Annotated in this window: 19 protein-coding genes and 1 riboswitch; of the genes, 14 read left to right on the plus strand and 5 right to left on the minus strand. The window is 60.3% G+C overall.

Annotation, left to right across the window (positions count from 1 at the left end; all coding sequences use genetic code 11):
- The 3 genes from ftsY to Q1A75_RS15890 form a co-directional block, all read left to right on the plus strand.
- Window positions 1–1,113, plus strand: a 1,113-nt coding sequence (gene ftsY / locus Q1A75_RS15880) for a signal recognition particle-docking protein FtsY (RefSeq protein WP_299592454.1), incomplete at its 5' end; no start/stop codon positions are given.
- Window positions 1,114–1,173: 60 nt separating this feature from the next.
- A complete protein-coding gene (locus tag Q1A75_RS15885) occupies window positions 1,174–2,076 on the plus strand; it encodes an EamA family transporter (RefSeq protein WP_299546009.1) in 903 nt (300 codons plus the stop codon).
- Between the two features lie 13 nt (window positions 2,077–2,089).
- On the plus strand, window positions 2,090–2,710 hold the full coding sequence (locus Q1A75_RS15890) for an inner membrane-spanning protein YciB (RefSeq protein ID WP_299546011.1): 621 nt from the start codon (window positions 2,090–2,092) through the stop codon (window positions 2,708–2,710).
- Here Q1A75_RS15890 and Q1A75_RS15895 read toward each other — a convergent pair.
- The 3 genes from Q1A75_RS15895 to Q1A75_RS15905 are packed head-to-tail and all read right to left on the minus strand — an operon-like array spanning window position 2,707 to window position 5,102.
- Entirely contained in the window at window positions 2,707–3,423 is a 717-nt protein-coding gene (locus Q1A75_RS15895; RefSeq protein ID WP_299546013.1) for a cyclic nucleotide-binding domain-containing protein, read from the minus strand. The two genes, Q1A75_RS15890 and Q1A75_RS15895, sit on opposite strands and share 4 nt — an antisense overlap.
- 29 nt (window positions 3,424–3,452) lie before the next feature.
- A complete protein-coding gene (locus Q1A75_RS15900) occupies window positions 3,453–4,139 on the minus strand; it encodes a glutathione S-transferase N-terminal domain-containing protein (protein WP_299546015.1) in 687 nt (228 codons plus the stop codon).
- A 24-nt stretch (window positions 4,140–4,163) separates the two neighbouring features.
- Window positions 4,164–5,102 carry an alpha/beta hydrolase gene (locus Q1A75_RS15905; protein WP_299546017.1) on the minus strand — a complete coding sequence of 313 codons (939 nt, stop codon included), beginning with the start codon at window positions 5,100–5,102 and terminating at the stop codon, window positions 4,164–4,166.
- A gap of 114 nt (window positions 5,103–5,216) precedes the next feature.
- Window positions 5,217–5,294: riboswitch (SAM riboswitch) on the plus strand.
- Window positions 5,295–5,365: 71 nt separating this feature from the next.
- Between Q1A75_RS15905 and metZ the strand changes: the two genes are divergently transcribed.
- From metZ to Q1A75_RS15930, 5 genes are all read left to right on the plus strand, one after another.
- A complete protein-coding gene (gene metZ / locus Q1A75_RS15910; protein WP_299546019.1) occupies window positions 5,366–6,550 on the plus strand; it encodes an O-succinylhomoserine sulfhydrylase in 1,185 nt (394 codons plus the stop codon).
- 155 nt (window positions 6,551–6,705) lie between these two features.
- Window positions 6,706–7,809 (plus strand): GTP cyclohydrolase FolE2, encoded by a 1,104-nt coding sequence (gene folE2, locus Q1A75_RS15915; RefSeq protein ID WP_299546021.1) that lies wholly within the window; start codon window positions 6,706–6,708, stop codon window positions 7,807–7,809.
- Window positions 7,810–8,026: 217 nt separating this feature from the next.
- Complete coding sequence (locus Q1A75_RS15920; RefSeq protein WP_299546023.1) at window positions 8,027–8,254, plus strand: hypothetical protein; 228 nt, start codon at window positions 8,027–8,029, stop codon at window positions 8,252–8,254.
- Window positions 8,255–8,358: 104 nt separating this feature from the next.
- Window positions 8,359–9,807: a TrkH family potassium uptake protein gene (locus Q1A75_RS15925; protein ID WP_299546025.1), complete on the plus strand. Its 1,449-nt coding sequence runs from the start codon at window positions 8,359–8,361 to the stop codon at window positions 9,805–9,807.
- Entirely contained in the window at window positions 9,807–11,393 is a 1,587-nt protein-coding gene (locus tag Q1A75_RS15930) for a 5-guanidino-2-oxopentanoate decarboxylase (protein WP_299546027.1), read from the plus strand. Before Q1A75_RS15925 ends, Q1A75_RS15930 begins: the two co-directional genes overlap by 1 nt.
- 89 nt (window positions 11,394–11,482) lie before the next feature.
- On the opposite strand, the gene Q1A75_RS15935 is transcribed toward Q1A75_RS15930, so the two are convergent.
- On the minus strand, window positions 11,483–11,638 hold the full coding sequence (locus tag Q1A75_RS15935; protein WP_299546029.1) for a hypothetical protein: 156 nt from the start codon (window positions 11,636–11,638) through the stop codon (window positions 11,483–11,485).
- A 239-nt stretch (window positions 11,639–11,877) separates the two neighbouring features.
- The gene (locus Q1A75_RS15940; RefSeq protein WP_299546031.1) at window positions 11,878–13,614 is read right to left on the minus strand and encodes a serine protease; all 1,737 of its coding nucleotides are present in this window, start codon (window positions 13,612–13,614) and stop codon (window positions 11,878–11,880) included.
- A gap of 175 nt (window positions 13,615–13,789) precedes the next feature.
- Here Q1A75_RS15940 and Q1A75_RS15945 point away from each other — a divergent pair, with 175 nt between their 5' ends.
- From Q1A75_RS15945 to Q1A75_RS15970, 6 genes are all read left to right on the plus strand, one after another.
- Window positions 13,790–14,731 (plus strand): glycine--tRNA ligase subunit alpha, encoded by a 942-nt coding sequence (locus tag Q1A75_RS15945; RefSeq protein WP_299546033.1) that lies wholly within the window; start codon window positions 13,790–13,792, stop codon window positions 14,729–14,731.
- Complete coding sequence (locus tag Q1A75_RS15950; RefSeq protein ID WP_299546035.1) at window positions 14,728–15,249, plus strand: DUF6446 family protein; 522 nt, start codon at window positions 14,728–14,730, stop codon at window positions 15,247–15,249. The genes Q1A75_RS15945 and Q1A75_RS15950 overlap by 4 nt, the downstream gene beginning before the upstream one ends.
- Window positions 15,246–16,448: a sodium/glutamate symporter gene (gene gltS, locus Q1A75_RS15955; protein ID WP_299546037.1), complete on the plus strand. Its 1,203-nt coding sequence runs from the start codon at window positions 15,246–15,248 to the stop codon at window positions 16,446–16,448. Before Q1A75_RS15950 ends, gltS begins: the two co-directional genes overlap by 4 nt.
- A 9-nt stretch (window positions 16,449–16,457) precedes the next feature.
- Window positions 16,458–18,743 (plus strand): glycine--tRNA ligase subunit beta, encoded by a 2,286-nt coding sequence (gene glyS / locus Q1A75_RS15960; RefSeq protein WP_299546039.1) that lies wholly within the window; start codon window positions 16,458–16,460, stop codon window positions 18,741–18,743.
- A gap of 253 nt (window positions 18,744–18,996) precedes the next feature.
- Window positions 18,997–21,534: a putative PEP-binding protein gene (locus Q1A75_RS15965; RefSeq protein WP_299546041.1), complete on the plus strand. Its 2,538-nt coding sequence runs from the start codon at window positions 18,997–18,999 to the stop codon at window positions 21,532–21,534.
- A gap of 190 nt (window positions 21,535–21,724) precedes the next feature.
- Window positions 21,725–22,330, plus strand: coding sequence for a cell wall hydrolase (locus tag Q1A75_RS15970; RefSeq protein ID WP_299546123.1), 606 nt, complete (start codon window positions 21,725–21,727; stop codon window positions 22,328–22,330).
- Window positions 22,331–22,421 lie beyond the last annotated feature (91 nt).

A 22,421-nucleotide genomic window follows, 5' to 3' on the forward strand; every position in this document is an offset into this window, starting at 1 on the left:
GAGCCTGAGCCTGAGCCTGAGCCTGAGCCTGAGCCTGAGCCTGAGCCTGAGCCTGAGCCTGAGCCTGAGCCTGAGCCTGAGCCCACACCGCGTCCGACGGACGTTGCAACCGAAGAGCCTGTTGCGGCAACACAAGAGGCGCCCGAAACCGTTGCCCCGAAACCGATGGCAATGCCCGCTGCGGTCGCGCCCGTGTCGCTGGTCGACGACGCACCGGAGCCCGACCAACCCAAGCGCGGCATCCTCGGCCGGCTGCTGGGCCGCCGCGACGCCACGCCCGTCATGCGCCGCACGCTTGACGACGATATGCTGGAACAGCTTGAGGAACTGCTGATCGCCGCCGACATGGGCGTCGACACCGCCCTGCGTGTCACCGCCAACATGGCCGAAGGGCGCATGGGCAAGAAATTGTCCGTGCACGAAATCAAGGAACTCATGGCGCAGGAAATCGCCCGCATCATGGATCCCGTCGCCAAACCAATGCCACTCTACCCGCAAAAGCCGCAGGTCGTGCTGGTCGTGGGTGTGAACGGCTCGGGCAAGACCACGACCATCGGCAAGCTTGCCAGCCAGTTCCGTGCTGCAGGCAAGTCGGTGGTGATTGCCGCAGGTGACACGTTCCGCGCCGCTGCCGTGGAGCAATTGCAGGTCTGGGGTGAAAGGGCAGGGGTGCCTGTGCTGACCGCGCCCGAAGGCACTGACCCTGCCAGCCTCGCTTTCGATGCCATGACCAAGGCGCAAGCCGAAGGTGCGGACCTGCTGATGATCGACACGGCGGGCCGTCTGCAAAACCGTGGCGACCTGATGGAAGAGCTGGCCAAGATTGTCCGCGTCATTCGCAAGAAGGATGAAAGCGCGCCCCACAACACGCTCTTGGTGCTGGATGCGACGACGGGTCAGAACGCGCTCAACCAGGTCAAGGTGTTCCAGGAGGTGTCGGACGTTTCCGGCCTCGTGATGACCAAGCTTGACGGGACGGCCAAGGGCGGGGTTCTCGTGGCGCTGGCGGACAAGTTCGGCCTGCCCATCCACGCCATCGGTGTGGGCGAGCAGATCGACGATCTGTCACCCTTTGATCCCGAGGACTTCGCGGCCGCGTTAACGGGATTGTAAGGTGTTTAATCGCGTTTTATCAGGGGGTTGCAAAATGTCCCATGCTGGGACAGCCCCTGAATGACCGCATGGCTAGCCAGTATTGAGGGCACTGAAACGGGGCACACCGTGGCCCTGTACCTCGCCATTTTGGCGGCCTTTCTCCACGCTGTTTTTGGCGCGCTCCAAAAAGGGCGGCATGACCCGTGGTTGACCCGCGGGGCCATCGACGCTTCCTACGGTCTCATGGCCGCGCCCTTCGCCCTCTTCGTGGTGCCCTGGCCCGAACCGCATATGTGGCCCATCTTCGCCGTCGTTTTCGTGATCCACGTGGGCTACAAACTGTTGCAGGCATGGGCCTACACCAAGGGGGACTTCACGGTGGTCTACCCGGTGGTGCGCGGGACCGGACCGCTCTTCACTGTGATCGGCGCGTATTTCCTATTCTCCGAAACCTTCACCATCATTCAATGGCTGGGCGTAGGGGTCTTGCTGGCAGGCATCTACGGCCTCGCGCTCTACAACCTGCGCCACCTCCAAACCAACCGCGAAACGCTTCCCATGGCGCTGGGCCTCGCCGTCATCACCGGCCTCTTCGTCGCTCTCTACACGACCTACGACGCCTACGGCATCCGCGCGACCGAGAACCCGTTCACCTTTCTCGCGTGGTTCTTCATGATTGACGGTATCTTCATGCCGCCCATCGCTTACATGCGCTGGCGCCGGATGCAGGATGCCCCCGCACTGCCGCCGCTGATGTTACGCGGTGTGATCGGCGGGATTGTTGCCTTTCTCAGCTTCGGCTCCATCATGATGGCGACGCGGCTGGATAAAGTGGGCGAGGCGGCGGTGCTGCGCGAAACTTCAACCGTGTTTGCGGCAATCATCGGTTGGCTGGTGCTGAAAGAAACGGTAGGACCACGCAGAATTGCCCTGATGGCGCTGATCGCCGCTGGGGCGGTCATCGTCGAGATGGGCGGATAACTTGAGGAAGAGCATGGCAGACGCGCGCGAGATCAATCCCCTGCTGAAACAGGTGCTGGAACTGGGACCACCACTGGTCTTTTTCCTGATCTACCTGCGCATCCGCGACAACACCTACGAGATGGCGGGCACGGAGTATTCCGGCTTTATCGTGGCCACGCTGATCTTCGTGCCCATCATATTGATCGCTATGGCTGTGCTGTGGGCCCTGACCGGCAAGTTGAGCCGGATGCAAATCTTCACCGCGTTCATGGTCATCTTCTTTGGCGCGCTCACCGCATGGTTCAATGACGAGCGGTTCTTCAAGATGAAGACAAGCATTGTCTACGGTGTGTTCGCGCTGCTTCTGGGCATTGGCCTGCTGCGCGGTCAAAGCTGGCTGGCCTTTGTTCTGAGTGATGCGGTGCCCATGCGGCACGAGGGGTGGATGATCCTGACCCGTAGGCTTTGTGCAATGTTCGCCACGTTGGCAATAGCGAACGAGGTCATCTGGCGGACCATGTCTACGGACGCCTGGGTCAAGATTGAAACCTTCGGATTTCCGATCGCGATGATGCTGTTCATCTTCCTGCAGTTCGCAGCCCTTCAGGATCACATGATCTCGGACGAAGACGAGGATGCCAAGGGGGCCTAAGCCCGCGCACTCCGCGCATTTGCTGCGTCTTCGTTCCAATCCCCGGAGTGAGGCGCGACCGCAAACGCGACCTTGAGTGCCAGATCCTTGGTGATCATCGCCTCGATTGCCAGCGCAAAGCGCGAGTTTTTCTGCGCCCGCTTGCGCAGCTCGGCCACGTCCCACTCCAGCACCTCGCTGCCCGCATCCAGACGGGTCGTGGCGGCACTTGTCTGATGGGTCGCATAAGCAACTTCTCCCACGAACAGGTTGGGTGGCATCGTAAAACGCTCTCCCCGTTTGGTGATATGGATCGGGCCGGAAATCACGTAGTACAGCTTATCCGGCTGGACCCCTTCGGTTGTCACTTGCGTTCGTTCATCCAGCACGTGGCGACGTGCGCGTTTAACCAGATCGCGAAAGTCACCGGGCGGCAGTCCTTCGAACAGGGGGTAGATGTCGCGATGTGCTGGGGGCACGGCAAGGTTAGAGCGGTGCCAGAGCAAGCTGCCCAGACCGATAAGGTTCGCGGTGCCCATGACCATCGACGTATAAATCGCCTCCCACAAGGGCGTGTCTGCGGCGGTGAAGTAATAATAGGTATAAAGGCACGTCCCCAGCAGGATCATAAGCCGCAGAACGATCTGGTTTGTGATCAGATAGCCGATGGTAAAGACGGCACCAGCGGACAGTATCACTGCCTCAGGAGCCACGTAGTCGCTGACCATGAACATGTTTTGTTTCTCCCCCCAGAGCGTCTTGGTCAGTTCTTTGTGTTGAACAAGGTGTCTTGTGCCGACTTGCTTTGCTTGGTTGTGCGCAGGTCCAGATGCAGCGCATGTCCCCGTTGCACGGCTGGTCGGTTGCCGACCGTGTCCAACCAGCGCGCCAGGTTCGGCTTGTCGTCCAAGGTTTGTTCCTGACCTTCCCACAGCGACGCCCAGGGCCAGATCGCCATATCAGCGATGGAATAGTCCCCGGCCACGTATTCATTCTCTGCCAATTGCCGATCCAGCACACCGTAGAGGCGTGCGGTTTCGTTCCGGTACCGATCTTTGGCATAGGGAATATCGTGGCCCATCTGCGGCGCGTACTTAAGAAAATGGTGGGTTTGGCCCGCCATCGGGCCAACGCCGCCCATTTGCCACATCAGCCATTGATCAACTGCAATACGTTCGCGTTCAGTCCGGCCGCTGAACTGGCCGGTCTTGCGGGCAAAGTACTGCAGGATCGCCCCACTTTCAAAGATCGAGATCGGCGCGCTGTCCGGCCCATCAGGGTCAGTGATCGCAGGCATCCGATTGTTAGGTGCGATCTTTAGAAAGTCAGGTTTGAACTGATCGCCCGCGCCAATATTGACGAGGTGAACTTTGTAGGGAAGCCCGAACTCTTCCAGCGCGATTGACACCTTCCAGCCATTCGGCGTGGGCCAATAGTACAGGTCGATCATGCAGTCCTCCGGGTGGTCCGGCGGTCATGATGCGGTTTTCTGCCCACCAAGCAAGTGTGATGGTATCTGTGGCATCGCAAAGATACGCGACCAGCGGGGTGCAGAGGCGTATGGAAGCGCGTCTTGCAACGCCTCAAGCGTTACGTCATCGCGATGGCGCAAAGCGCGGGCATAGAACTGTAACGCCCCCGGCCGGGTATAGCCGGACCAATGGCACACCCGTCGCCCGGGGGCGTGAATATGGCCGCCAAACCGGGGCAGGGCGGCGAGGGTGCGTGCGCAATCCAGTTGCAGGGTGACGGCATTTGGCAGGTCGATACCAGCCCCCATGGCGTGATCTTGTGGTACGTCCGCAATGATCAGTTGTTCGAACATGGCATCGAACAGATCGTTTTCGCGGCTGGTCACATTTAGCAATTCGGCGGTCCGGCCTGCCGGAGTTTGCATCGCCGTTTCTGCCACGCTGGCATAGCTGGCGCCCGTGATGGCGATAATGCGCTGCACGTCATGGGCGGACAGATGGTGCAGGGCTTCGAACAGCACCTCTGACCCCATGGAGTGTGTGATCGCGTGAATTGGACGATGGGGGGCGACAGCGCGGATCGTGTTGATCGCCTGCGCCAATGCGACGCCTGCTGCCCATGCCGACCGCTGGGCGCGCCACAGGTTGCCACGCGCGCGCCAACCAAAGGCTATGGCCAACCCTTCGTCTGCATGGCCGCATGCAAAGCCCAAGGCGCGCGGCCACTGGGCATGGTATGTGCTTTCCGGATGCCTTGCGCGCCCAAAGATGCGGCTGTGTGGGCAGAAGCGCGGGGTTCCGGGGTCGTATTTGAAGCCGTGAATCAGGATAATGATCGGGCCACGACCTCGTGCCGCGCCCCGCAGGACGGGCAGGGCCGGGGCCGGGGAGCCGTGCAGCGAGAGCCCGTTCGGGCCTGCGTTCAGTCTCAGGATGGGCATACTGCACCTCCTACCACATTTTGTGGGGCTCCTATGCTCTAGCCATATGACGCAGGCATGAAATTTAAGTTACAGCACCGTGACGGTGTTGACGCGCAACACCCCTAGGCGTAATCCGCATATTGTGGCGATTTGTTACCGGATTGCGGGCCACGTTAAACACTTCCGCTAAAAGGTCAGGATGAAAGCCCCCCTTTCGCTTGACCCGCGTCTGGGGGTTTTTTGTGGCCTGACCCCTTTCAGGCCCGCGATGGAGTTTGAACATGTCCGACAAGTGGAATGCCCGCACCCGTGCCGTCCATGGCGGCGTCCGCCGCAGCCAATATGGCGAGGTGAGCGAAGCCATCTTTCTGACCCAGGGCTTTGTCTATGACACGGCCGAACAGGCCGCGCAACGGTTTGAGAAAGCGGGGGATGACGAGTTCATCTATGCCCGCTACGGCAATCCGACCGTGCGCATGTTTGAAGAGCGGATTGCGATGCTGGAAGGGGCCGAGGACGGCTTTGCCACTGCATCCGGTATGGCGGCAGTGTCCGGAGCGCTGATTTCGATGCTCAAGGCCGGGGATCGGGTGGTGTCGGCGCGTGCATTGTTTGGATCGTGTCTTTATGTGCTCGAAGAGGTGCTGACCCGCTACGGGGTTGAGGTCGAATTTGTCGACGGTACCGATCTGGACGCGTGGCGCGCCGCGATCACGCCCAGCACGACGGCGGTGTTCTTCGAATCCATTTCGAACCCGACGCTGGAAGTTGTGGACATCAAGTCCGTTTCGGAACTGGCCCATGCCGTGGATGCCACGGTTCTGGTGGACAACGTCTTTGCCACGCCTGTCTTTTCCAACGCGATTGCCGAAGGTGCGGATGTCGTCATCTACTCCACGACGAAACACGTGGACGGGCAAGGGCGCGCATTGGGTGGTGTGATCCTTGGCACGCAAGAGTTCATTCGCAAAACGGTCGAACCTTACATGAAGCACACGGGTGGCTCCATGTCGCCCTTCACCGCGTGGGTGATGCTGAAAGGGCTTGAGACGTTGGAGTTGCGCGTGCGGGCACAGGCAGCATCGGCGCTGCAACTGGCCGATGCTTTGCAAGGGCATAACGCACTGGAACGCGTGATCTATCCCGGCCATTCCAGCCACGCGCAGCATGATCTGGTGATGCGCCAGATGGGTGGGGCCGGGGGGACGGTATTGTCCCTGGATCTTGCGGGTGGACAGGACGCGGCCTTCCGCTTCCTGAATGCCCTGACGATCCCGGTGATCTCGAACAACCTCGGCGACGCCAAGTCGATTCTCACGCACCCGGCGACCACGACCCACCAGCGCTTGCCGCAGGATCAGAAAGACATACTTGGCATCACACCCGGTCTTGTGCGCATGTCCGTGGGGATCGAACATGGCGATGATCTGGTTGCCGATATCCTGCAAGCCTTGGAAAAAGCATAATAATGCAGAATCGGGCTATGTTGCCGAAGACTGACAGCGCCCCCATTTAATTGTCATCCATGTTGCAGCGTCACACGTAACTGTTAGCAATATTGGAAATGTGTCCGAGACGGCTTACGTACCTTGGGCACGCAGACAGAAAGGGGGGCTACTTTATGAACATTCATACGCCCGACATCACCGCAATACCCGAACGCGACGAGGCCGAGGCAGCACTGGATCTTCTCCGCCGCTGGGCCAAGAACGCCACGACAACAGACATTATTGAGCTCGACCCGTCGGTTGCGCGGCTTGTGCCGGGCAGTGATGGGGTCGAGTACCCGGCCTTTTCCCGCGATTACCCAGAGGGGTTTGATGTGGACGAAGGATACAAGGACACGCTGCCTGACCTGCAGAACGGGCCATCCAGCCTGATCCGCGGCGCTAAAACACGCATCCAGTATGTGGGCATCTCGAATTTCCGGCTGCCGCTGCGGATCGAAAGCCGTGATGGCGCGCCCCTGACGCTTGAGACGTCGGTGACTGGTACTGTCAGCCTTGAGGCGGACAAGAAGGGCATCAATATGTCCCGCATCATGCGGTCCTTCTACAAACATGCCGAAGAAACGTTTTCCTTCGGCGTGATTGAGGCAGCGCTGGACGACTACAAATCCGATCTCGACAGCTTCGACGCGCGCATTCAAATGCGGTTCAGCATGCCCGTGCAGGTCGAAAGCCTCCGCTCGGGTCTGTCAGGTTATCAGTATTATGACATCGCGCTTGAGTTGGTCGAGCAGGCGGGCGTGCGCAAACGCATTGTGCATCTCGACTATGTCTATTCCTCGACCTGCCCATGTTCGCTGGAACTGAGCGAACATGCCCGCGCGACCCGCGGCCAGCTGGCGACGCCCCACTCGCAACGATCCGTCGCAAGGGTGTCGGTTGCGCTTGAGGATGATGCTGATACGCTTTGGTTCGAGGATCTGATCGATGCCTGCCGTCGTGCGGTTCCGACCGAGACACAGGTGATGGTCAAACGCGAAGATGAACAGGCCTTTGCCGAGCTGAACGCCGCCAACCCGATCTTTGTCGAGGATGCGGCTCGGTTGTTCAGCCAGCAGCTTCTGGCGGATGTGCGCATCGGCGACTTCCGCGTGGTGGCAAGTCACCAGGAAAGCTTGCACAGCCATGACGCGGTATCAGTGTTGACAGAAGGGGACACGTTCGCTGGTGACAGCATAGACCCGCGGATGTTCCAGACCCTTTTCCACGTTGGCTGACGGCCCGCACGGTGGCGGGCACCTCCGACTTACGGATTGCGAAAGGCGTGCCCCTTAAGGCGCGCCTTTCTTGTTTCGACGGGGGACACCCCCGCCTCATGGCCCACAATTCCGCAATGCGGCCATGCAGTATCGGCATTGGTGCTTTTGACTGCAAAGGCCTATGTTTCGGCCAACGGGAGGACACAGTTTAACGCATGATATGCGAGGTATCCCAATGGCTTACGTCACCCAACCCAATACATCCATCCTGAGCGCGATCCTTGACCGGGTCACCGACTTCTTCGTTGCGCTCGGCCACTCAGCGGCCATGTCGGCCGCCGCCGAAAGCCGCTTCAAGCGCATCGAAGCATTGAATGCCAAGACAGACGAAGAACTGGCCGCGATGAACCTGCGCCGCGAAGATATCGCCGCCTATGTGTTCCGCGACATGATGCACCTGTAGTCGTCGATCTGGCCTGGCGCCCTGCCAGGCCATTCGGTGACTGACCCGACGACGCGTTGACGCATGCTTGACACCGCCCGCGCGGGCCGCCAACGCTGAGCGCAATGATCGACCTGCGCCCTGTTGGATATGTGATTGGCCTGCTTGTGGCCGTTCTTGGCCTGGCCATGATCCTGCCCATGTTGGTGGATCTGGCCGAAGGGCTTGGGCATTGGCCGGTTTTTGCGGAATGCGCTCTGATCACCATTCTTGTCGGCGGCATGATCGCCCTCAGCTGTCAAAACGGTGTGAAAGAAGGGCTGACGATCCAACAAACCTTTCTGCTGACCACTGGGGTGTGGCTGGCGCTTCCGATCTTCGGTGCGCTGCCCTTCGTCGTTGGCGTTACGGAAGCGCGGTTTGTTGATGCGTTTTTCGAGGCGATGTCCGGCCTGACCACAACCGGCTCCACCGTTCTGTCGGGCCTTGATGCGTTGCCCAAGGGCTTGCTCTTGTGGCGCGGTATCCTGCAATGGTTGGGCGGCATCGGTATCATCGTTGTTGCCATGGTGTTCCTGCCTGAACTGCGCGTTGGCGGGATGCAGATCTTCCGCACGGAAGCCTTTGATACCTTCGGGAAGATCCTGCCACGCGCGACCGAGATTGCAAGCCGCATTTCGGTCATCTACGTGGCACTCACTCTGATCTGCGCGCTGGCTTACATCGCGGCGGGGATGGGCGCATTCGATGCCACGGTGCATGCGATGACCACCATCGCCACAGGTGGGTTTGCGAACTACGACACGTCCTTCGCCGCATTTGGGCCCGCGCCCTCCTATGTTGCCACGCTGTTCATGATTCTGGCCGCCCTGCCGTTCGTGCGCTTCGTTCAGCTTAGCGCAGGCACAGCACGCCCGTTGCTGCAAGATCGGCAAATTCACGTTTTTCTCGTGACGGCGTTTGTGATCGTGGCACTGATCGCCGGTTGGAACCTGCTGCAGCAAAACGCGATGAACGAAGGGGCTGTGCGCGCTGCACTTTTCAATACGGTATCGCTGATGACGGGCACCGGATACGCCAATGCGGACTACGGGCAGTGGGGCAGTTTCGCCGTGGCGGTCCTGTTCTTCACCGGCCTGATTGGCGGCTGCGCGGGGTCGACCGCCTGCTCGATCAAGATATTCCGATACCAGTTGCTGTTCGCGTCGATTAAGGCGCAGTTGCAAAAGACACGCAGCCCGCATGGCATCTTTACCCCCCGTTATGCAGGGCGCCCTGTGGGCGAGGATGTGCTGAACTCGGTCATGTCCTTCTTCATGTTTTTTGTGGTGACATTGGGTGTCCTGTCTGTGGCATTGGCCATGACCGGCCTCGACTTCGTAACGGCGCTGTCCGGTGCAGCCACGGCCCTTGCGAATATCGGCCCGGGATTTGGCAACCAGATCGGCCCATCTGGCAATTTTGCGGGCCTCAATGACACGGCCAAATGGCTGCTGGCTGCCGCTATGCTGATCGGGCGGCTTGAGCTGATGGCCGTTTACGTCATCTTTACCCTTCAATTCTGGAGAGCTTAATGGCCCAAACTCGCCCCCTTGGCGCGCAAATTTCCCACATGCTGAAAGACCGTGGCGTCGATGTGATCTTTGGCATCCCGGGGGTGCACAATCAGGAAATGTATCGCGGGATCGAAGAGGCGGGCATCACGCACGTTTTAGCTCGGCACGAGCAAGGCGCAGGCTTCATGGCCGATGGCTATGCGCGGGCGACGGGTAAGCCCGGCGTGGCCTATGTCATCACCGGGCCGGGACTGACGAACATCATGACACCGATGGGGCAGGCATATTCCGATTCCGTGCCCATGCTAGTGATTTCATCCTGTCTGGACGAGACGGCGGCGACCAAAGGGCAGTTGCACCAGATGAAGGATCAGCGCGGGGCGGCGGAGACGGTATGCGACTGGTCGGAAGAGGCGCGGACGGCAGAGGCGGCCTATGCCCTGATTGATCGGGCGTTGATAGAGTTCGAAACTGGGCGTCCACGCCCGAAGTGCCTACAAGTCTCCATTGGATTGCTTGAGGCCGCGGCTCCGGAACCTTTCGGAGAGGTAGAGACCGAGCCTTATCGTACCGATGATGATGCAGCTGCTGAAACGCTTATGGCGTGTCTTAGCGACGCCAAAGCGCCCATCTTTATCTTCGGTGGCGGGGTGCAGACTGATCTTGCACCAGCTGTGGCGGAAGCTGCCGGTGCGGCCAGTTTTACCACCTATGCGGCCCGCGGATTGATGGCAGGCTACCCGCTGAATTTTGGAGCCTCGCTTGCCAGACCAAGCAGCGCCGATGTGCTCGCACAGGCGGATGTGGTCATCGCCGTCGGCACAGAGTTGGCAGAAGTGGACTTGTGGCGCAGAGATTTGGGTCACACCGGAACACTCATTCGTGTCGATATCGATCCGATCGTGCTGAGCGATAGTCAGCGAGCTGATGTCTGCATTCAGGCACGTGCGGATGACGTGCTGACCAGCCTTGCTGAAATGCTCGAACATCATCAGTCAGCGACCCGATGGCGTTCGGATGAAGTTGCCGCGCAGCGCAAACGTTGGCGCGCTGAGATCGACGCCGAACGCCCCGATATTGTTCCAGTCTGTGATGCGCTGCGAGACTGTCTGCCCAAAGGCACAATGATCTACTCCGACATGACCCAGTTTGCCTATACGGCCAAGGAAGTCTGGGACATGGACGAACCCGGCCACTGGCATCACCCGACCGGCTTTGGCACCCTCGGCTATGCAACCCCCGCGGCCATCGGCGGGGCGGTTGCGCGCAAGGGGCTGCCCACAATGGCCATCATCGGTGACTACGGCTTTCACTACACGATGCAGGAACTGGGCGTGGCCGTCGAACTCGGGCTGCCGCTGCCCATTATCCTCTGGGACAACGGCAAGCTGAAAGAGATTGAGGAAAGCATGGTGCGAGCGCAAATCGCGCCCAACGCGGTGGTCGCCCGTAACCCAGATTTCTGCAAGCTGGCCGAAGCGTTCGGGGTCCATGCTGCCGCACCGCGAACACTGCAAGACATGCAGGAAACCGTCCGCGCCGCGTTCGACGCCGACGGTCCAACCCTGATCTATCTCACACCGGACATCTCTTCGCTGACCTGACACGCTATTCTGATGATACCGTCATCGCGTCGCCGAAGACGGGGGCAAAGCCCTCTAAAACATGGTATCGCCCACAGGCGTCCTTTGGATCACATCTTGGACCCCTCAGCGCGGTAAATCCCGCCCCAGGTTTTGCCTGCAATATAGGCCGGGCAACCCTTCTTGCGGGTGTTGACGATCAGGAACCACATCGTTTCACCTGGACGCCCTGCACGGCTGTACTGGCAGCCCAAGGGGTGGTCCACCACTGACCCTGATATGCCGCGGACGGCTTTACAACTGCGGTGCTGGCAACCGCTGATGCAGCAGGCACAACGACGAAAGCGGCAACAAGAGCCGTTTTAACAATGGATTTCAACATGACACACTCCGATCACTGACAAGGGTTTCAGCGCTCCCACGCATGGCCTTAAAGTGGTCGGATTGCCGTTAACGCTTCGCTAATGGCTCATATCGAAATGTGGTTGATTTGAACGAAAACCGATCAGTCCCAGCAGCTGACCAATACGGTCATGCCGGTGGCCGCAGCTGAAAGATCAACGGGATCAATAGGCGTTGCACTGTTGGTGCTGGCGGCTGCCAATCCGGCTTGTGCCAACACCTCCTGCAGCGCCTCTCGGTCCAGCGCAAAGCGCACACCATCAGGCAGAGCGCGGCCGCCTTGCGCCTCTGGCAATAGCATTCCCAGCACACCGCCACCGGCGTCCAGCACAGGTCCTCCCACGTCCCCGGGCAAAGTCTCCATTGCAAGACGCGACAGGTTCGGTTCGCCGCGCAGACCACGGACATCGCTGAGCGTGCCAAAGGTTATGGAAGGGGCGCCAAGTACACCTTCAAAGCTGAAACCGGCGGCAGCGACTTCAGATTGCAGGCGCGGCTGGGCATCGCTAAACCGCGCGATCGCCAGCGGAGAGAGCGTGGAGGTCGGTTTGAGCACGGCAACACCAAGTGCCTTATCCAGCACCGTAACCTCGGCATCGGTTTCGGAATCAACGGTCACGCGGGTGCAGCTGCTCACGGCTTCGGCTGTTGTCACGACCGTACCTCGATTGTCCACGAAGAAGCCGGATCGCGACAGACGCGGTTTGCGCACCTCAAGGCCGGACACCAGGTCAATGGCCTGCTCCTGTGTGCCCGCGCTCGCCGGGATCACGCCATCGACGCGGACAAAGCTCCTTTCCATCTCGTCCAGCAAGCGCGTGCGCCGATCCTCGTCACCAGCAGGCCACACGACCGTAAAGCCCTTGATCTGCCCGTCTTCCAGTGCCACGCGGGTTTCCGACACGCGCGTCGCGCCCTCACCCACCAGAACAAACGACCGATCCTTACGCTCGCGCTTGCCATCCAGCGGCACGATGTCGAGGGTCTGCATGATGTCATAAAGGCCAAAAAGCGTCGTCTGATCGCCTTCCTGGCTGATCAGCAGCACGGTCGCTTCGACGTCGCCCGTGGCCGTGTAGTGGGCAAAGGGGTATTCGTATCTCTCAAAGGTCACCACACCTGTGGGCATCAGCATCTCGATCCCTGCTGTATCGTCCCGCACAACTTCAAGACCCAGACCATCCAGAACGGAATTGTAGTCCTGCAGCAGGACCGTCCGTTGCTGCGTCGTTAGAATGCCGGTGGCCTCAAAACCCTTCTGCTCTTGCCATTGCGCCATTGCGTTGCGGGTGCCACGACCGAAAGCGCCGTCGATGCCCCCCGGATACGTTCCGGCCCATTGCAGTGCGATCTGCAAGTCTTCGCGCTCGGCCCGGCTCAACTGCCGTTCGCTGCGTTGTGCCTGTGCCGGGGTTTCGTCAGCGGGCGGCGGGGCAGGGGTATCCACGACGGGCGTGGTCTCTTCGGGCTCGGTGGGCACGGGGGCTTGCACCACGCCCCGGTTCAGCACGTTCGCACCGATGGGCCAGAATTGCTGCCGGAAAGACGATGTGAACGCGATGAAGCTGTCGCGCGGGATCACGCCCTCGGACCGGTACACACGCAGCACCTGTTCGGCGTCCGATCGGGCATAGGGGCCCAGGGCAATACCGTACCAGCCGCCGCCAAGGGAAAAACCGTTCACATCAGGCAGATCAGCGGCATAGACACGGGCACGCGCGGTTGCTTCGTTCAGGTTGGGTTGCGCCTCAATCTGGATCCAGACGGCATCGTCCTGCGCACTCAAGGTCACCACCGACGCAAGCAGGACAACCCACGCCAGCACAATACGCTTCAACATCACCCGATATCCCCTTGGTTGGTCTTGGTGCCATACTTTCCGTGGGCGGCAGATTAAGCAGGATTCCGCTCTAATGGAAATGGTGGAATACCCGTAAAAACCCACCTCGCGCGCAATTGACCATTCGGGGGGCGGGCCGTAGGTAAGTCACGCAATTCAACCGATGGCTTGACCCATGTCCGACACTGTTACACCGCCCCGTTCCTTCCAGGAAATCATCCTGCGCCTTCAGACCTATTGGGCGTCCAAGGGCTGCGCGGTGCTGCAACCCTATGACATGGAAGTGGGGGCGGGGACGTTTCACCCCGCCACAACCCTGCGCAGCCTCGGATCACAACCTTGGGTGGCGGCCTATGTCCAGCCCTCACGCCGTCCCACCGATGGGCGGTACGGTGAAAACCCCAATCGCCTGCAGCACTACTACCAGTACCAGGTGCTGATCAAACCCAGCCCCCCCGATCTGCAGGAGTTGTATCTGGGCAGCCTTGCGGCCATCGGCGTGGACATGGCGGTGCATGATATCCGCTTTGTCGAAGATGACTGGGAAAGCCCGACACTCGGCGCATGGGGCCTTGGGTGGGAGGTGTGGTGCGATGGCATGGAAGTCTCACAATTCACCTATTTCCAGCAGGTTGGCGGGCATGACTGCCATCCGGTGTCGGGTGAGCTGACCTATGGGTTGGAACGTCTGGCGATGTATATCCTCGGCGTCGATCACGTGATGGACATGCCATTCAACGACCCGCAAACCCCCATCGCGCTGTCCTACGGCGACATCTTCAAGCAGACGGAAGAGGAATACGCCCGTTGGAACTTTGATGTCGCCAACACCGAAGTGCTGCTGCGCCACTTCGAAGAGGCAGAGGCTGAGTGCAAATCGATCCTTGATCAGGCCCATGACGACGCAAAAACGGGCAAGCGCATCATTATGGCGCACCCGGCCTATGACCAGTGCATCAAGGCCTCCCACATCTTCAACCTGCTTGACGCCCGTGGCGTGATCTCTGTTACCGAACGGCAGGCCTATATCGGGCGCGTCCGTGCACTGGCCAAACAATGCGCCGATGCCTTTGTGCAAACGCGGGCAGGTGGCTGGCAGCCGGGGGATGCGGCGTGAGCGGCAAAATCATCGGGATTGTCATCGTGCTGAGTTCCATCATCGCAGGCGCAACCCTGTACTACCTGCAAATCTACGGCTTTTACGAAGAGGTTGAGACAGCAGAGGTGCAGCTTGTGTCTGTCGTCTCTGACATGCCCGAACCCATCCCCTTCACCGATTTCCAAGCCATCGATGCCGACAGCTCACCCATCCGCTACCGGGCTTGCTTCACGACCGAGATGTCACTGGCCCTGCTGACCGAAACCTATGTGGGGCTGGAACAGGCAACGCCGCGCAACGCGCCGGGCTGGTTCGACTGCTTCGACGCCGAAGCTATCGCGGCAGAACTTGACGCAGGCACCGCCCTCCCGTTCCTCGGCCAGAAGAACGTCGATTTCGGCGTCGACCGCATCGTCGCCATCACCGAAGACGGGCGCGGTTATGTCTGGCACGAGTTGAACGATTGCGGCGACAAGGCCTATGATGGAACCATCGTGGGCGAAGAATGCCCGGATCGTGACCAGATCACGCAATGACACTGGTCGTGCCAGCCTTCATCACCGCTACGCTGGGCCTCGCAGTCTTTCTGTTTGGGACGCTGTTGAACGGGTGGTTCGAAATCCTGCGCCGGTTCAACATCCCTGAACCAGTGTCGGGCGGGCTGTTTGCCGCCGTGGTCGGGCTGCTCCTCTATGTCTTCCTTGATGTGCAATTCGCATTCGAAATGGAGGTCAGGGATTTCTTCCTCGTTCTGTTCTTTGCCGGGATCGGCCTGAATGCTCGGTTCAACGATCTTTTGTCCGGCGGCAAACCACTGGCGGTGCTTCTGTTTCTGACGCTGATCATGATCCTCGTTCAAAACGGAATCGGAACAGCAGGGGCCGTCCTTCTGGGTTATCCTGCAGCCACAAGTGTCCTGTTTGGCTCGGCTGCCCTGATTGGCGGGCACGGCACCGCGATTGCATGGTCGCCGGATGTGGCCGCCGCAAGCGGGCTGACCAACGCCCCCGAGTTGGGGATCGCGGTTGCCACGCTTGGTTTGGTGCTGGCCGCCCTGATCGGCGGGCCCATCGCGCGATACCTCGTTGAAGGTAAAGACCTGACGCCCGACCGACCCGACGAAGGGCTCACCGTTGGTCTGCCAGCGGATAACGGGCCAACCACGCCCATTGACCCGGTGACAGTTTCGCGGGTGCTGCTGTACCTGAATCTGGCCATCATCGGGGGTTACTCCGCCCATCTGGGGCTGATCAAGGCTGGTGTAAAACTGCCGCTGTTTGTCCCTTGCCTGATCATGGCCATCCTGATTGCCAACATCCGCACAGCCCTGTTTCCAACGGCACAGCCCGTGGCCCGCACACCCGCACTGGCCCTGATATCCGAGATCGCACTGGGCGCTTTCCTCGCCATGTCGCTCATGTCCCTGCAGCTTTGGACGCTGGTTGAACTGGGCACGGCCATTGGCCTGATCCTTGCTGTGCAAACGCTGGCCACACTGGCTTTCGTGATCTTCATCCTGTTCCCGCTGATGGGCGGCGGCTACCGGGCTGCGGTTCTTGGCGCAGGCTTCGGCGGGTTTGCCCTCGGGGCCACCCCCACAGCCATCGCCAATATGACGGCCGTGACCAAACGATATGGCCCGTCGCCCATGGCCTTTGTCATCCTGCCCTTGGTCTCGGCGTTCTTTGTCGATATTGCCAACGCCATCGCTATCCAATTCTTCGTCAATCTCTAGAGCGTCCCAATGCCTGACCTTCTGATCGAACTCTTCTCCGAAGAAATCCCCGCACGTATGCAAAAGCGCGCGGGCGAGGACCTGCAAAAGCTGGTCACAAACGGTCTGGTCGAGGCTGGGCTGACCTACGCCTCTGCCGCCGCCTTCACCACGCCGCGCCGCCTGACGCTGACGGTCGAGGGGGTGCTGGACAAATCCCCCACCACCCGGGAAGAGCGCAAAGGCCCCAAGGCCGACGCCCCCGAAAAGGCGATCAAAGGGTTCCTGCGCGGCGCGGGCCTGACCCGCGATCAGGTGGAAGAGCGTGAGACCCCCAAGGGCAACGTCCTGTTCGCCGTGATCGAAAAACCGGGCCGTCCCGCGGCAGAGATCATTGCCGAGGTGCTTGAGGCGACGATCCGCAATTTCCCATGGCCCAAATCCATGCGCTGGGGCACCGGCGCGCTGAAATGGGTGCGCCCGCTGCACTCCATCCTCTGCATCCTGACGGATGACGCAGGGCACAGCGTCGTGCCGGGCGAGGTTGACGGCATCACCTTCGGCGACACCACCGAAGGGCACCGCTTCATGGCCCCGGGCCGGTTCGCTGTGACATCCTTTGATGACTACAGCGCCAAGCTGGCTCGCGCCCGCGTGATGCTGGACGCGTCTGAGCGCGCAAACACCATCTGGAACGACGCCACAAACGCCGCCTTCGCCAACGGGCTTGAGGTGGTCGAGGACAAGGGCCTGCTGGCCGAGGTTGCGGGCCTTGTCGAATGGCCCGTGGTCCTGATGGGCAAGATCGGCGACGACTTTTTGGACCTGCCGCCCGAGGTGCTGCAAACCTCGATGAAAGAGCACCAAAAGTTCTTCTCCGTCCGGAACCCCAAAACGGGTCGAATCGAACGGTTCATCACCGTGGCTAACCGCGAAACTGCGGACAGTGGGGCCACGATTTTGGCTGGCAATGAAAAGGTGCTGAGCGCACGACTGGCGGACGCAAAGTTCTTCTGGGAGAATGACTTGCGCACCGTTCGTGACGTAGGACTTGAAGGTATGGCAAAGCCATTGGCCGATGTCACCTTCCACAACAAACTTGGGTCTCAAGCCGAGCGTGTCGCCCGGATCGAAGCACTGGCCCGCGAACTTGCGCCAGTGGTCGGCGCCAAACCCGACCTCGCGGCGGAAGCGGCTCGGATTGTAAAAGCCGACCTCGCTTCCGAAATGGTCTACGAATTCCCCGAGCTGCAGGGGATCATGGGCAAGTATTATGCAGAAGCCGCAGGCCACGACGATGGAGTGCCCGAGGCGTGCGGGGAACACTACTCACCGCTGGGTCCGTCTGATGATGTGCCGACCGCGCCTGTGTCGGTGGCCGTTGCACTGGCAGATAAACTGGACACGCTGACGGGTTTCTGGGCGATTGATGAAAAGCCTACAGGGTCGAAGGATCCCTTTGCGCTACGGCGGGCCGCTCTGGGCGTCGCCAGGTTGGTTTTGGAAAATGGCGTTTCGTTAAAGCTGACGGAACAATTGAGTGCGTCGGTTTGGCCGCAATTGGATTTGTCCCGAGCGGAACTGCGCAATTGGATAGCCGATCAGAACATTCCAGAAGCCGAGAACGCTTTGAAGTTTTGGCTGCAGTCGTGGGCCAAGGCAGACGGTGAACGCAGCTTGCTGTGGCAACGGGCTCGGGACTCGCGGTCTGAATTGGAAAAGTTGAAGGACGAGAAGTTAGACGCGGACAAAGTCCTTGCTGAGATAATGTTTGTGCACGACAAAATTCTAGAAGACCTCCTCGCCTTCTTCCACGACCGCCTCAAAGTCTACCTCCGCGACCAAGGCATTCGCCACGACATCATCGACGCCTGTATCGCGATGCCGCAAAACGACGACCTCACCCTGCTGGTCAAACGCGCCAAAGCCCTCTCCGAAACCCTCGCCACAGATGATGGCGAAAACCTGATTCAGGGCTTCAAACGCGCCAACAACATCCTGACGCAGGCCGAGGAGGCCGACGGCGTCGAATACTCCTACGGCGCCGACATCAAATTCGCCGAAGAACCACAGGAAACCGCCCTGTTCGAAGCGCTCGACACCGCCGAGGCCAAGATCGCCCCGGCGATGGAGGCACAGGACTTCACAAGCGCCATGTCCGCCATGGCCACCCTGCGCGGCCCCATCGACGCCTTCTTTGAAGCGGTGCAGATCAACGCGGAAAACCAAACGGTTCGCCGCAACCGCCTCAACCTGCTCAGCCGCATCCGCACGCTATGCCTGTCGGTCGCAGACCTCACCAAGGTAGAAGGCTAGGGCACCGACCCCACTCTTCCCTGTTTCAAAAAATCCCGGGGGTGAGGGCGTAGCCCGAGGGGGCTGGCCCCCTTCCAACGCCCGAAAACCGTTGCGCTCACCCACTTTTCTGCGCCCGCGCCCGGTGTACAGGGGGTGTACGGATGCTGCACGGGGGGTGCCCCCCTGTCACAGGCCGAAAGTCGCACACGCTAAACCCTTGTGCGGTCAAGCTTTACAGCTATGCTGCGCCTCGCAAAGGAGCGATGCCGCAGTGCAGAATAACCCGAACACCACCCTGGTCACCCCCACCGCCCCCATCGCCACCGAAACCCATGGCGGGCGGGCAAAATGCCTGCAACGGCTGACCCGTCTGGACTTGCCAGTTCCGCCGACCGTGGCGCTGTCTTTCGATGCCGTGCACGACATTGCCAGCGGCCATCTCCCTGATATTCCAGCGATTCTCGACCAATTCCCGGATGAGGCGCTGCTCTGCGTTCGCCCCTCGTCCGAGGACCCCGATTGGGGCGGCCCCTCCGCCATCCTCAATGTCGGCATGAACAAAACACGGTACGCGGCGCTCTGTGACACGCTTGGTGCTGACGCCGCCGCAGCGCTGTTCACGCGTTTTGTGCAAAGCTATGCCATCCATGTCGACCGCCTGGATCCGGATATGTTCGATGACGTGACGGGCGAAGGCCCGGATGCGCTGCGACAGACCTTGGAAGCCTATGAAATTGAAACGGAATTCGCGTTTCCAGCAACGCAGGCCGAGCAACTGGCAGGCGTTCTCAAATCCATGGCCCGTGCGTGGGAGGGCACGTCAGCCCGCCTGCTTCGGCAGGCCAAGGGCGCCCCAGCTGATGCCGGTTTGGGCCTGATCGTACAGCAAATGGCCTTTGGTGTCGGGCAGGGTGAAAGCGGCTCGGGCGTCTTGCAACTGGTGTCGTCAAAAACCGGCATGCCGCAGATCACCGGACGGTATCTGCGCCAAAGCCAAGGCCGTGATGCGTTGCGCAGCGATGCCAAGTCGCTATTCATCACCCGCGATCCCCGAGGCCCATCCCTCGAGGAGTTGGTGCCGGATGGCTTTGCCCAATTGGTCGATCACGCCCGCCTGATGCGCACTAAGCTACGCGAGGAAATGCAGGTCGAATTCACCATTGAAAACGGACATTTGCACATTCTCGACGGCGTGCGTGTGGCGCGCTCTTCTCGCGCTGCGGTGCGGATTGCCGTGCAGCTGGCGCGTGATGGGATCATTCCCCGGCAAGAGGCATTGATGCGGATCGAACCCCGCACATTGAACGAACTGCTGCACCGGCAGGTGGATCGGCATGCCAAACGTGACATCCTTGGCACCGGCATCGCCGCAAGCCCGGGCGCTGCTACAGGCCGACTGGTCTTCTCTGCCAATGAAGCGCAGGCAAGTGCCGCCCGGGACGAAGATTGCATCCTGGTACGCCGCGAGACGTCACCCGAAGATATTCGGGGCATGCACGCCGCGAAGGCGGTGATCACGGAACGAGGTGGGATCACAAGCCACGCCGCCGTGATCGGGCGGGGCATTGGCCTTCCTTGCGTCGTCGGCGTGGGAGACATCCGTTTCCAGACCCGCAAGGGACTGCTGACCACGCAAGACGGTCGCACGGTGGCCGCGGGTGATATTGTGACCGTGGATGGCACCAATGGTACGATCCTGCTAGGGGCGCCCGCGATGCAGGAGGCGGCCCTTGATGATGCATTCACCGACCTGATGGACTGGGCGGATGCCGAGCGTGATATCGATATTCGTGCCAATGCCGACACGCCTGCCGACGCCAAGACAGCAAGCAATTTCAATGCCCAAGGCATCGGCCTCTGCCGAACTGAACACATGTTTTTTGAACCGGGTCGCCTGACGGTCATGCGCGAGATGATCTTTGCCACGACCAGTGACGACCGGCGCGCCGTGCTTGAGCGGCTGCTGCCAATGCAACGGGCCGACTTCAGTCAACTCTTCCGCATCATGCAGGGCAAACCGGTCTGTATTCGCCTGTTTGACCCACCGCTGCACGAATTCCTGCCCACCGATCGCAACGGTCAACGCGAGCTTGCTGATGCTCTGGATTTGCCTCTGTCCGACGTGACCCGGCGGATCGAAGCGATGATGGAATACAACCCGATGCTGGGTCTGCGCGGTGTGCGCCTTGGTGTGACGGTGCCCGAGATCTACGAGATGCAGGCGCGCGCGATCTTTGAAGCGGCTCTTGATGCGAGCCGCGATGAGGCCGCTGTGGTGCCCGAGATCATGATCCCGCTGGTGAGCGCGAAGCGCGAGGTCGAACTGGTGCGCACCCGCGTAGATGCGATTGCGGCCGCCGTTGCCGCAGAAAAAGGGGCTGATTTCGACTACCGTCTGGGCGTTATGGTCGAGACGCCGCGTGCGGCACTACGGGCCGGTGATATTGCTCAGCACTGCAGCTTCTTGTCCTTTGGAACGAACGATCTGACCCAGATGACGTATGGCTTGTCGCGCGATGACGCCGGGCGGTTCATGTCTGACTACGTCCGGCAAGAGGTCTTTGTCGAAGATCCGTTCCACTCGCTCGATATCGATGGGGTGGGGGAGTTGCTCAAGCTTGGCTCTGAACGCGGACGTGCCACGCAACCCGATGTAACTCTGTCGATATGCGGCGAACATGGTGGCAACCCCGAATCAATTGCCTTCTGCCGGAACGCGGGTTTTGACTATGTTTCGTGCTCTCCATTCCGGGTTCCGGTGGCTCGGCTGGCTTCCGCTCAGCTGGCAATCGCCCACAAGATCGGGTAGCGGGCTAATTGACGCAACACTGCATTCTGCGGTGGTCTACAAGCGACATGGCGCGCATGCATAGCGGCCATGTGCGACCAAATCGCCCAAAAACTGGACGAAGTGGTCAATTTTCCCTAAATGCCCCGGATCGGAAGTGATCCTGGGGTGATCTATGCGACGTTTGGTAAAGGCGCTGCTGGCATGGTCCATGCTGGCAGGGACGCAGCTTGCTGCGGCAGATGCTGAGAATTTGACTGCAACAGGTGAGGCGTTGCGAAACGCTGAAAATCGTGGATTGAGAAACGTACAGCCGGCGCGTCTGGCTGCGTTGCTCAAGGAACCGGAAGCCGGTGCCGATGTCTCGTTTTCCCGAAGCTGGCTTGATGCCCAGCCAAGGGCCAAAGGTGGCGCGCACTGGCAGTGTTTGAGTGAAGCGCTTTACTTCGAAGCGCGCGGCGAGACGGTCAAAGGTCAGTTTGCCGTGGCCGAGGTGATCATGAACCGCGTCCGCAGCGCCCGTTTTCCCAACAATGTCTGTGGCGTGATTAATCAGGGCACCGGACGCAAGTACCAATGCCAATTCACATACACATGCGATGGTGCGCCCGAAACCATTCACGAACAAACCGCGTTTGAACGCGTGTCCAAGGTTGCGCGCACCGTTCTGGACGGTCGTGCGCCCGCCCTCACGGAAGGGGCGACGCACTACCACACCACCGCTGTCCGCCCACGCTGGAGCCGGGTGTATACCAAGACGGCGGCCATCGGTGTGCATGTCTTTTACCGCCATACGTTCCGGACCGCTTCAAACTGACGTTTTCCGGCCCAGGGGCGGCGTCTTTGCCCCTGTCCCCGCGGGGACAGCTTGGATAGAAGGGCGCAACTCTGACTGCATAGGCCTGCAT

Origin of the sequence: uncultured Tateyamaria sp. (assembly GCF_947504105.1) — a bacterium.
Lineage (GTDB): Bacteria > Pseudomonadota > Alphaproteobacteria > Rhodobacterales > Rhodobacteraceae > Tateyamaria.